Annotated in this window: 8 protein-coding genes and 1 pseudogene; 7 read left to right on the top strand and 2 right to left on the bottom strand. The window is 52.4% G+C overall.

Annotated features, from left to right (window positions below; genetic code table 11):
- The first annotated feature begins 68 nt into the window (after positions 1-68).
- The 3 genes and pseudogenes from AC2FAP_RS09710 (at position 69) to AC2FAP_RS09700 (ending at position 3,091) form a co-directional block, all read left to right on the top strand.
- Positions 69-797: a winged helix-turn-helix domain-containing protein gene (locus AC2FAP_RS09710; protein WP_014170839.1), complete on the top strand. Its 729-nt coding sequence runs from the start codon at positions 69-71 to the stop codon at positions 795-797.
- The gene (locus AC2FAP_RS09705; protein ID WP_020883251.1) at positions 772-1,245 is read left to right on the top strand and encodes a hypothetical protein; all 474 of its coding nucleotides are present in this window, start codon (positions 772-774) and stop codon (positions 1,243-1,245) included. The genes AC2FAP_RS09710 and AC2FAP_RS09705 overlap by 26 nt, the downstream gene beginning before the upstream one ends.
- A gap of 359 nt (positions 1,246-1,604) precedes the next feature.
- Positions 1,605-3,091 (top strand): annotated as a pseudogene (locus AC2FAP_RS09700) (EAL domain-containing protein).
- Between the two features lie 41 nt (positions 3,092-3,132).
- Here AC2FAP_RS09700 and yegD read toward each other — a convergent pair.
- On the bottom strand, positions 3,133-4,485 hold the full coding sequence (yegD, locus tag AC2FAP_RS09695; protein WP_449541845.1) for a molecular chaperone: 1,353 nt from the start codon (positions 4,483-4,485) through the stop codon (positions 3,133-3,135).
- Between the two features lie 130 nt (positions 4,486-4,615).
- Here yegD and alkA point away from each other — a divergent pair, with 130 nt between their 5' ends.
- The gene (alkA, locus tag AC2FAP_RS09690; RefSeq protein WP_410375165.1) at positions 4,616-5,488 is read left to right on the top strand and encodes a DNA-3-methyladenine glycosylase 2; all 873 of its coding nucleotides are present in this window, start codon (positions 4,616-4,618) and stop codon (positions 5,486-5,488) included.
- Here alkA and AC2FAP_RS09685 read toward each other — a convergent pair.
- The gene (locus tag AC2FAP_RS09685; protein WP_449541846.1) at positions 5,453-8,782 is read right to left on the bottom strand and encodes a diguanylate cyclase; all 3,330 of its coding nucleotides are present in this window, start codon (positions 8,780-8,782) and stop codon (positions 5,453-5,455) included. The genes alkA and AC2FAP_RS09685 overlap by 36 nt on opposite strands.
- Positions 8,783-9,125: 343 nt before the next feature.
- Here AC2FAP_RS09685 and udk point away from each other — a divergent pair, with 343 nt between their 5' ends.
- The 3 genes from udk (at position 9,126) to asmA (ending at position 12,313) form a co-directional block, all read left to right on the top strand.
- Positions 9,126-9,767, top strand: a complete 642-nt coding sequence (udk, locus tag AC2FAP_RS09680; RefSeq protein WP_449541847.1) for a uridine kinase — start codon at positions 9,126-9,128, stop codon at positions 9,765-9,767.
- Between the two features lie 91 nt (positions 9,768-9,858).
- Positions 9,859-10,440: a dCTP deaminase gene (gene dcd / locus AC2FAP_RS09675; protein WP_020883257.1), complete on the top strand. Its 582-nt coding sequence runs from the start codon at positions 9,859-9,861 to the stop codon at positions 10,438-10,440.
- Between the two features lie 22 nt (positions 10,441-10,462).
- Positions 10,463-12,313 (top strand): outer membrane assembly protein AsmA, encoded by a 1,851-nt coding sequence (gene asmA / locus AC2FAP_RS09670; RefSeq protein WP_449541848.1) that lies wholly within the window; start codon positions 10,463-10,465, stop codon positions 12,311-12,313.
- Positions 12,314-12,352 lie beyond the last annotated feature (39 nt).

Raw genomic sequence — 12,352 nt, 5'->3', positions numbered from 1 at the left:
AACTGAACTCTGGGAATATATTCTGTACTGCGTGCTGGCATTGCCGCCGATAATAAAAGAGTTCCCGGATGAAAAAGATAATCAATGATCATATTGTATACGATTCAGAGACCAGAGCGCTAAGTGTACAGGGAGAAAGAGTGGTTCTGTCCGCTGCAACGGCAAGATTACTGGAGCTCTTTATTGCGAATAACCGCAAACAATTACATCGGGATCTGATTATAGAAGAAGTGTGGGGAAGGTATGGGTTGATCCCATCAGGTCACAGTCTGAATAAAAATGTCAGTATTTTGCGCAAAACGTTAGCAGAACTGGGAATGGATAATCTGATCGCAACTATCCCCCGAGAAGGATTTGTTTTTCAGGCGCAGATCGAAAACGTAAAAGAAGATGCGTTGCCGCATAGCATCACTGCATTAACCTCCGCCACCAAACCCGGGTTAAGGCGATACGGTAAAACGATCGTTGGCGGAATGTTAGGCATCAGCCTGGTGATATCTGGCTTTGTCCTTCTGCCAAAATTATTACGAGATACCGATGGTGTCGTGCATGTACAAAAATCCGGTTCCTGTGAAATATTTACGACAGATGATAATTCAGTTGAGAAAATATCCACTTTTTTGAATTCATCCCGATGGCAGCAATTCAAATCTATCTGTAAGGGAAGAAATAAGGTCATTGTGTTTTATGATGACAATGGATTGTCTGCAGGTAATAAACTAAAGGAATCATTTTTCAGTATTTGTACGTTAGGCTCCCGGGGAGTTGCACATGCGTGCGAAAATTATGTATTTTAGTCTTGCCGTAGCGCTTGTTATCATTTTTTTGTTTTTATTTAAACGTCATGAGGTTCCGGCAGCGCTGGTATGCTCAGCGAAGAACCATCTTGTGCTCAATACGCAAAAAACAGGTATGCACATCGAAGGGGAGGTATTGCTGGTTTTCAGGATATCATCTGCTGAAGAGGGGGTATTGTCACAAGTGGGCGTGATTAATGTTAATGGGAAAAGCTACGCCATTAACCGTTCCACGATGCTTAAATTTTTAGGTAATGATAGTGACGGCTACATACGTACCCAACGGGTTTCTGTGATCAAAAATGATAATGATGATTTGCCTGATGAGATCACGGGATTAATTATGTCTAAGCAACACAACTTCTATTATAAAATAATGCATATTGCGCACAATGTGTACGGTATACGCGATTTGCGACGCACCCTGTTGGTGTGTCGGGCAGCGTAATCCTCAGAATAGGGTATCGTCTTATTCTGAAATAATAACCTATGTGTCGCATCATTTATGGTTTTTTATTCTGTTAAAATAGTGTTTATTATCACTAAAGTTTGTCCGAATGTGAATATAAGCGCATAAGTTTGTACTCATTTCGGACCTCAGAATTCGCTACCGATACAGCAAGAATATTCTTATCATTTCCCCTGCGCTCAGTTTTATTGCAAGGGGGATGAGCTACTACACACTATGCAATCTAAAGGCATTTTATTTGTTTTACCTTAAGTCTATGTGAATACCAGGTCAATTGTGAATACACTTTCCTGTTCGGGAAGGCTGCGTTTTACAATGAAAACGTGATGGTGATTATTATGAATAAGAAAAAGGTCTTCCTGCTCAGTTATGACATTTATCTTTTCGCCGGGCTTAGGGCTTTTTGCCTAATCTGGTACTGGTCGACAGTCAGACATTTATATCAGAGTCAGACCTTTCTTTTCAGCAATACAACTCCTGTCTGTTAATTGTTGATAACCGGATGCCCTTTTTCCTGGTGAAGAAATGGCTACATCGTAACAGTAGCCAGTTTATCATGGTAAACAGCGTTGTTCTCAGGTTGAGCGAAAATGAGTGTATTAATCGAGGCTATGAATACAGTACCTCAATTGATGTAACACTGCATTATACGACCGTCATCGATATACTCACGCGTATACTGATGACCACCCCGCAACCGGAATCACGCGTAAAATCAGATGAGCTGGACGTTTTCGCGTTAACCGAATTTGAGGCAGACATGCTTAATGCCATGATGACGAAAGAGGGGCAGGCCGAATTCTGCCGGGCAAATTCATTGACCACAAAATCCCTGTATCGCTACCGGGATAAAATAACGCACAGGCTTGGTTTTAAAAATTTTATTGAATCTATTATTTTTCTTATCCGCAATGGTTTCCTGACTGAAAGAGATGTGGGGCAGAACAGTACGTTAATGCGCAAATCCACCGGGCGTAGTTATGATAATAATGATGCGGGGCGTCTGAGTCTGGCACTCAAAAATGATGAAATTTTACCTTATTATCAACCCGTTGTCGGTGCAGGTGGTGAGCTGTGTGGTATAGAGATTTTGGCCCGCTGGCCATTAGGGCATAATTACACGATTTCGCAGCGAGAATTTATTCCGCTGGCAGAAGGCTGTGGCCTGATTAATGAACTCACCAGCTATTTAATGCATAAAGTTGCCAGTGACTTAAAGCAAAAGAATAACGGGTTAAATACACCGCTGTTTGTGGCGTTTAATGTCAGTCCAACCACGTTAAGTAACCCGGTGTTTTATTGGGAGTGCCTCAATTTTTTAGAGCTGACAGAATCGTTACCGGTGAAGCTCATGATTGAGATCACCGAAAATCAAACGCTGGCCGTGACGCCTGCAATAAAAGAACTGATACGTTCACTGCGTAATCGCGGGGTGATGTTTGCGCTGGATGACTTTGGTACAGGATACGCGAATTTATGCTATCTGAATGAACTCGAACTGGATGTCATAAAAATTGATAAGACCTTTATCAACGCTATCCAGGCTGATAACCAACCGCTGCCGATGCTGGAATCGATTATTAATCTGGCGATGATTCTTGGGCTGCGTACCGTGGCGGAAGGGGTGGAGTACGCTTATCAGCGAGAGTGGCTTATCAGCAAACAGGTGGATTACCTGCAGGGGTATCATTTCCTGCCCCCGGTGCCGTTCGCTGATTTCCGGCGATTTGTCGAGCAAAGCCAGCCGACGACAAGAGAAGCGGCATGCAAAAAGGGCAGCGTGCTGCCAGGTAAAAAGGAAAATGTGCGTTTTAACGCGCTGTAAACGACGGAAGCCCTGCGCATTTCGAGGGCTTCCGTCGGGGCTTAACGGAACATCACCTGTGCCCAGCGGGCCAGACCTGCCGTTACGGAGCCAAAGTCATCGCCACCGGCAATCGGAATACCCGGAAGCTGTTCCGCCAGCGCTTTCTTGATAAGCGGTGAACGGGCGCTACCGCCGGTCAGGTAAATCATATCCGGCTTCTCTTTGCCATTCTCCAGCGCCAGTTGCACCTGCTCGAGGATCCGCTGCAGCGGCTGGGCGAGTGCCGTTTCCAGCCCTTCCTGCGATATCGCGGTCGCCAGCTCATCACTGATAAAAGGTAATGAGACAGCGTGTTCAGCACGGTCAGAGAGGGCGATTTTGCTCTCTTCAGCGGTACGCACTACGCGATAGCTGAGACGCTGACGCCACACTTTATAGAGCAGGGCGACTTTATCCGCGTCCTGCGCGTCGCGTACCAGATCGTTCAGGAAGCGCCCGTTCGCGGTGCTGTAAAAATCACTCTGCGCCGGAACGTCGTTGATGGCGATGGCGTTCCACCAGGGCAGAATTGGCAGGGCAATGCCTTTTTCGGTTTGTCCGCCCATGCCGAGCAGCGGCATCAGGCTTTTAAATGCCAGAGCAATATCCAGGTCGTTACCGCCTACGCGGCAGCCGCTGTGGCCCAACAGGCTGGTTTCGCGGTCACGACGCTGATGCCATTGTGGCCCCATCAGCAGTAAAGAGCAGTCGGTGGTGCCCCCGCCGATATCCACAACGAGCACGCGTTGCTCTTGCGTTAATGTAGCTTCAAAATCCAGTCCTGCCGCTACCGGCTCATACTGGAAGACCACGTCACGGAAACCGGCTCGGTGTGCGGCGCGCTCGAGGATCCCCTGCGCTTGCTGGTTAGCCTCTTCACCGCCCAGACCCTGGAAGTTGATCGGGCGACCAATAACGGCCTGCGTGATGGGATCGGGTACCTGGGTCTGCGCCTGGTTACGGATGTGCAGCATCATTGCGCACACCAGGTCTTCGAACATCGCCACCTGCTGTGGTTTTAACCCGCTGGCGCCCAGAAACGACTTCGGGGATTTAACGAAGTAAACCTCTTCCGGATCGTCAATGTAATGGCCCAGCGATGAGAGGCCAAACTGCACGCTGGAAGGGGTCACGTCGATATCTTCGTCGCGGTTAAAACTGACCGCACGGCGCAGCAGCGCCTGGGTTTCCGCCGCGGTAGCGGGAACCTGATGATGACGGAACAGCCATTCGCTGACCGCTTCGCGAGTGGGTGCGCAGAGCATTGATGGCAGCAGCGTGCTCTCGTTTTCCATCTTCAGGAGCTGTGGTTGCCCGTTTTGCATAATGGCAACCGAACAGTTTGCCGTACCGTAGTCAAATCCAATAAACACGATTAATCCCCATGCCAGTGAGAAGGGGCGAGACTTTAGCGAAATGTCTGCCTGGCGACAACAGGAATATGAAAGCAAGGCGAAACAAGGCCTTTCGGTTTATGCTGAGGGGAACAAAAAAGGAGCGATGATGTATACCCTGACCTGGCAACCCCCTTACGACTGGCAATGGATGTTTGGTTTCCTTGGCGCACGTGCGGTAGCGGGCGTAGAGACCGTCACGGACCACTATTACGAGCGCAGTTTCGCCTGCAAGGGGCATCAGGGGATATTTCGCGTTACGCCTGACAGCCAAACCCCTACGCTTACCGTGACGCTCAGCCCGGGCTTGATTCCGGTTGCGCAGAGCTGTCTTGAGCGTATCGGGCGACTTTTCGATCTTGACTGCGATCCTCAGGCGATCCGCTCGACACTGGGGGATCTGGGGGCCGCACGGCCAGGCTTACGGTTGCCGGGGGCGATGGATGCCTGGGAGCAGGGTGTGCGGGCGATACTCGGGCAACTGGTTAGCGTGGCGATGGCGGCAAAATTGGCTTCCCGCGTTGTCGCCCTGTGCGGGGAGCCGGTTGAAGACGCCCCGGGTTATCTCTGCTTCCCGACCCCGCACGCGCTGGCCGCAGCGGACCCGCTGGCGTTGAAAGCGCTTGGAATGCCGGTAAAGCGGGCGGAGTCGATCGTTCATCTGGCTCAGTCTGTGGTGGACGGGACGTTTCCGCTTTCCCCTCCTGCGGATATTGAGGCGGGAATGAAGGCCTTACAGCAGCGGCCCGGGATAGGACGCTGGACGGCAAACTACCTGGCCCTGCGCGGCTGGCAGGCGAAGGATGTTTTTCTGCCGGATGATTATCTGATTAAGCAACGTTTTGCCGGGATGACGCCTGCGCAAATTCGGCGCTACGCCCAGCGCTGGCAGCCCTGGCGCTCGTATGCGTTGCTGCACATCTGGTATACCGACGGCTGGGCGCCATCAGTTGATGGCGAAATAGCTGGTATTAAGCAGTAGATCCAACGGCTGCGGCTCAGCGATGGTGTCGCCGTAAATAAAATCAATGCCGATGCCGGAGAGCGTGTCCATCATGATGGGCTGGTTACACGGACCGGCGATGGTTTTCATGCCCAGGCGCTGGGCGTGCCCCTGAACGATCGTCACCATCATCTCATCCATCAGGTTGCCATAAACATTCGTCACCATTTCCGTATCAAGCATCAGATAATCGGCCATATTGGCGCTAAGGTGGCTAAAGACGTTCATATCGCGTCCCACCTGGCTGAGCACGACGCGGCAGCCAGCATGGCGAAGCTTTTGCAGGCCCTGCTGCAGGTTCTCATCCGGGTTACATACCACGTCGGCAGCGATAACCAGATGCAGCAGACGGCCCGGCATGGGGCTCTTCTCCAGCAGGTCGACAAGTTCATCAACCAGCGTGACGCTTGCTAAACCCGCTTCAGACAGCGGAAGCCCGACCCCCATGCCTTTGTGGGCGACCTGTGCGGCGGAGGTGCGGAAAAACTCGTTGAAGATACGTCTGTCAAGGGCGTGCAACAGTTCAGGCTCCGCAAGTCCGGAGCGGAACGCATGCTCTTCCTGCACTTCGCCCTGGCTGGTCCACAGGCGTAATGAAATCAGCCAGAAGTTGCAGCTTTCCGGTATCCGTGGAGACGCGACGCTGCGGGCAATCATCATCAGGTGATTGTCTTTAATCATGTGCCACTGCTCATCAAGCGACATCATGCTGCGCATGCCGTGGTCCCGTTCCTGCTGGGGTTCATAAACCGTGACGACGCCGCGTCCGCTGTTTTTCGAGGCGTAACAGGCGATATCCGCCTGCGACATGATTTCTGAAGCCTGATGGTTATTTTCATCAATCAGAGTGATACCCGCGCTGGCGCCGATCCGGTGCAGACGTCCTTCCCACATAAAGTGATAGTCATTGATGGTGTTAATCAGGCGGCCGGTAATATAACGCGCGCTTTCGATATTGCAGTCCGGGAGCAACAACCCGAATTCGTCCCCGCCGAGACGAGCCAGCACGTCGCTGGAGCGGAGCATGGTCAACATTAATGACGAAAGCTCCCGCAGCAGAGCATCACCCGCCGCATGGCCTGCAGTGTCGTTGACGGCTTTAAAACGATCGAGATCGATAAACACCAGCGCATGACGCTGGCGTGTCTCCTGTACGGTCTGTAAGAGCCGTTTGAGGTGGTTTTCGAAACTGACCCGGTTTGCGAGGTGGGTGAGGGCATCGTGCGAGGCACTGTAACTGAGCTGACGCAGCATTTTGCGCGATTCCGTCACGTCCTGAATCACGATCACGGAGCCAATGTTTTGCCCGTCCAGCGTACTGAGCGGGGTAATGCTGTAGTGGATATCGTAGTTGCCGCCGGTACGGCAGTTCAGCACCACGTCCTGGTCTATATCGGAACGAGACATATCGCCGCTGTGAATATTCTCCATCAGCGGTCCCTTTTCACCAAAGGTGATGTGCAACACTTTCAGGACAGGCTGCCCGATAGCCTCGGTCTGCAGCCAGCCGCTCATTTTCTCGGCAACCGGGTTCATAAAGGTGACGTTCATGTCGATATCGGTACACAACACCGCTTCACCGATGGAATCGAGGGTAATGTGCAAACGCTCTTTTTCCTGGAACAGCGCTTCGTTGAGCTGCTTCACCTCGGTCATGTCCATGTTGATGCCGAGCAGGCGTTCGACTTCACCCTGTTTGTTCAGTACCCGGTTCGCCAGAGAGCGTATATGGCGCACGCCTTCTTTAACACGAATGCGGAATTCAAGCTTAAACGGCAAACGTGAAATGAGGGAATCCCGGAGCACCTTTTCAGCGTGAGCGCGGTCTTCCGGGAGCATTGTTTCGTGCCAGAGCTGCCAGGTGGGCTTGATGTGCGGTGGGATCTCATACAGCTCAAACATCCGCTTATCCCAGCTGATAATGTCTGGCTCCAGATCCCACTCCCAGATGCCGATACCGCCCGCTTCGTTGGCGAGGGTGATGCGCTCCATCAGGCGTTTATTGACCCACTCGGTCTGCTTCAGGTCGTTAATATCTTCAATCTGGGCGATAAAATAGAGCGGTGAACCGTCGGTGTGGCGCACCACGGAGACGGCAAGCAGGGCCCAGACCACTTCACCATGGCGGGTGTAGTAACGCTTCTCAAGGGTGTAGGTGTTGATGTCGCCGTTGACCAGCTGCTCCAGCTGTTCGAGATCGGTATTCAAATCTTCCGGCCAGGTTAACTGCTGGAAGGTGAGGGCCTGAAGCTCCGTCTGGCTGTATCCCAGGAAGTTACACAGGGCTTTATTGGCCTGAAGCCACTGCCCCTCAATGCTGACCAGCGCCATGCCGATGGCGGAATACTCCATTGCGTTACGAAAACGCGCTTCACTTTCGGTGATATGTTTGCGTTCGGCGCGAAAGGCATACATCACCATGGTCATAATATTGGCCGGCAACAGCATCATCAAAAAGGGCAGCCAGGGCGCGTTTAGCGTCACCAGCAGGTTTTGCGGCGTCATGGATGCAGGGTTACGCGTCATGATCAGCGAGACCATCATCACGGTGACCAGAAACACCAGAAACGCCTCCATTCGTGGCAGGCGCACGGCGCTCCACATAAGCAGAACGATAACGCAGGTGAAGGGCCACGGCAGCCAGGTAATCGCCATCCAACTGAGAGCAAGCGTCACGGCCATGGTGGCGAGCGTTTCCAGCAGCAATTTTGGGTTGCGGTGACGCAGCAGATAATGAGGTTTAAACAGTAACCCTAACGGCACCAGCGCCAGCGCGCCAATGGCTTCTGATAACACCCAGACGAGGAAATTACGCAGCGGCTCCGGACCCGGCACCAGAAGATACACCAGCACCCCGCCAACCAGCGGTGGCACCAGCGCACTGCCGATGGACAGACGGACCCAGTCATTCAGATTCTGCAGGGGGTTATACCACGGGAGCAGTTTACGCAGTAACACCGCGCCAATCACGGCCTCAACCACGTTGATAGCGGTATAGATCGGGTTGATCGACGACCAGGAGAAAAGCATCCACGCGGCCAGGATATTGCCAAACGAGCAGGCCAGGGCGATACCCGGCCACATCTTTCCTGCATGACGGTAAAAGGCCACCATCATGATGGCGGTAGGGAACCAGAGCGGGGCGAGCAGGGTGCCGAAGCGGGTCAGCTCCAGCGAAAATAAGGTAAAGATAAAGGTGACCAGGCCCAGACAGACAAGTCGCAATAAAGGATGTGGGGTGGTAATCAAAACCCGCTGGTATTGTTTATTCATTACCGCTTTATCCAGAGACGCCATGCCGTCAGGAGAGAAGTCCGGACGAGTGAATTTGATAATTTGGTTTATGCTAGTACAAACAATTTACAATTCATATGGCGACTGCTCATAATTTGACATCATAGACTTATTAAATAGTTACTCGGTAAAAAATCCCCGACAAACGCTGAAAAAACGTGCGTTTAAATTTCACAAAGGGATCATTTCGTCGCTTTTCACCCTGTCTCGCAGAACCTGCGCTTTCGACTGGTATCATGCCCGCGAAATCCCTATAATTGCCGCGTTTGACGCTCCGGCGTCGTCCTTCCTTAACATCCAGGTTAATCAGGTCGCTAAATTTATGACTGATAAGTCTCATCAGTGCGTCATTATAGGCATCGCCGGCGCATCGGCTTCAGGTAAAAGTCTTATTGCCAGTACGCTTTACCGCGAACTGCGTGAACAAGTTGGTGATGAGCATATCGGCGTCATTCCCGAAGACAGCTATTACAAAGATCAATCCCATCTGTCGATGGAAGAACGCGTAAAAACTAACTATGACCATCCTAATGCGATGGATCACAGCTTACTGTTCCAGCATTTAGAAGCACTTAAAAGCGGCCATGCAATTGAACTTCCCGTCTATAGTTATGTAGAACATACCCGTACGCAGGAAACGATCCGTATCGAACCGAAGAAGGTCATTATCCTTGAAGGTATTTTGCTTCTGACCGACTCCCGTCTGCGTGAATCAATGAACTTCTCGATTTTCGTCGATACGCCGTTGGATATCTGCCTGATGCGCCGCATTAAGCGTGACGTGAATGAGCGTGGACGTTCGATGGACTCCGTGATGGCGCAATACCAGAAAACTGTCCGCCCGATGTTCCTGCAATTCATTGAACCATCCAAGCAATACGCCGATATCATCGTGCCTCGCGGCGGTAAAAACCGCATAGCCATTGATATCTTAAAAGCGAAAATCAGCCAGTTTTTTGAATAAGCCGCGCGAATTGTGTACCGTTCAGGGATAACCTGGTTTTGCCCTGAGTCTTTATGGCTTCAGGGTACGATGCATGAAAGGAGAAAGTGCGATGCGTCTTTGTGATCGCGATATTGAAGCCTGGCTGGATGAAGGCCGTCTGTCTATTACACCACGTCCACCCGTGGAGCGTATCAATGGTGTGACTGTTGATGTGCGCCTGGGAAATAAATTCCGCACCTTTAGCGGCCATACCGCACCGTTCATCGACCTTAGCGGGCCGAAGGATGAAGTCAGCGCCGCGCTTGATCGCGTGATGAGTGATGAAATCGTTATTGACGAGGGCGAAGCCTTTTATCTGCATCCGGGTGAACTGGCGCTGGCGGTGACCTATGAATCCGTGACGCTGCCTGCGGACCTGGTCGGCTGGCTCGATGGCCGTTCTTCTCTGGCGCGACTGGGGCTGATGGTTCACGTGACCGCGCACCGTATCGATCCAGGCTGGTCGGGCCGTATCGTGCTCGAGTTCTTCAATGCCGGTAAACTGCCTCTGGCACTGCGTCCAGGGATGATGATCGGTGCGCTGAGCTTTGAACCGCTAACCGGTCCGGCAGATCGTCCTTATAACCGCCGTCAGGACGCTAAATATCGCGACCAGCAGGGTGCGGTCGCGAGCCGTATTGATAAAGACTGATCGTTAGTCCACTGAGGATGCTATGAGAAGAGTTCTGACAACGCTGATGATTTTGCTGGTGGTTCTGGTTGCTGGCCTTTCGGCGTTAGTCCTGCTTGTTAACCCTAATGATTTCCGTGCTTACATGGTGCGGCAGGTCGAAGCGCGTAGTGGTTATCAACTGAAGCTTGATGGGCCGCTGCGCTGGCACGTCTGGCCGCAACTCAGCATTCTCTCAGGCCGCATGTCGTTAACCGCGCCGGGTGCCTCCCAGCCGCTGGTCTCTGCCGATAACATGCGTCTTGATGTGGCGTTGATCCCGCTCTTTTCACACCAGTTGCAGGTCGACCAGGTGATGCTGAAAGGGGCGGTGATTCAGCTGACTCCGCAAACTGAAGCCGTGCGTGACTCGGATGCACCGGTCGCCCCGCGGGAAAATACGCTGCCCGACGAGCCGACGGATACGGGCTGGTCATTTGATATAGCCAAACTGAAAGTCGCCGACAGCGTGCTGGTTTTCCAGCATGAGTCCGACGAGCAGGTAACCGTCCGTAACATCAACCTGAAGATGGAGCAGGACGCCCATCATATTGCCTCGCTGGAGTTTAGCGGAAGGCTGAACCGCGATCAGCGCGATCTGAATCTGTCGCTGAACGCCAACGTGAATGCCTCGGATTACCCCCATCAGCTCACGGCGGATATTCAGCAACTGAACTGGCAACTGATGGGAGCCGATCTTCCTGCCCAGGGGATCACCGGTCAGGGAACGCTGCAGGCCGTGTGGCGCGAAGAGCAAAAACAGCTTGAGCTGGATAACCTCAATCTGCAGGCGAATGACAGCAGTCTGACAGGGCAGGCGAGCGTCACGCTTGAGGAGAAGCCGAAGTGGGTAATGAATCTGCAGTTTGACAAGCTCAATCTGGAGAACTTACTTCCGCCTCAGCCAGCGGGTGCAACCGACGGTAACGCCGCTCAGAATGGGCAAAGCCAGCCGTCCAAGCCGCGTCCGGTCATCTCCTCGAGTCTTGATCAGCCAGACTATAACGGTCTTCGTGGATTCACGGCCGATATCTTACTGAAAGCTAACAGCCTGCGCTGGCGCGGTATCGATTTTACCGACGTGAGCAGCCAGATGTTTAACCATAACGGTTTGCTGGTGATCTCCGAACTGAGCGGCAAAATGGGCGCCGGACATCTTTCTCTGCCGGGCACGCTGGACGTGCGTAAAGAGACGGCCAGCGCCGAATTCCAGCCGCGTCTCGACAACGTTGAGATTGGTACCATCCTTAAAGCCTTTAATTACCCGATCTCCTTAACGGGCCAATTGACGCTGGCGGGTGACTTCTCGGGGACGAAGATTGATGCTGAGGCTTTCCGCCGCGAATGGCAGGGGCAGGCCCATCTTGATCTGAAAGATTCCCGTATGGAAGGGCTTAACTTCCAGCAGCTGGTGCAGCAGGCGGTGGAGCGCAGTAGTGATGTCAAAGCCCAGGAAAACTACGACAGCGCAACGCGCCTCGACAGCTTTACCACTGACCTGACGCTGGACAACGGGCAGCTCACTCTCAACGGAATGCAGGGGACCTCTTCACTCCTGTCGTTAACCGGTGAAGGTAAGCTGGATCTGGTGAAAGAGACGGCGGATACCCGATTTAACGTGCGGGTACTTTCCGGCTGGCAGGGTGAAAGTAAACTGATCGACTTCCTTAAAGAGACGCCGGTTCCACTCACTGTCTATGGCAAATGGCAGGCGCTGAATTACAGCCTTCAGGTGGATCAGATCCTGCGCAAACATCTGCAGGACGAAGCGAAACGTCGTCTGAACGACTGGGCGGATCGGAATAAAGATTCACAGTCAGGGAAGGATGTGAAGAAGCTGTTAGATAAGCTTTGATGCCCGGGCGCCCGGTAGCGCACATGCTACCGGGCAAAA

The sequence above is a fragment of the Enterobacter cloacae complex sp. 394I7 genome, assembly GCF_057320345.1.
The sequence above is the reverse complement of the archived record's forward strand: the minus strand, read 5'-3'. Positions and strand labels throughout refer to the sequence as shown.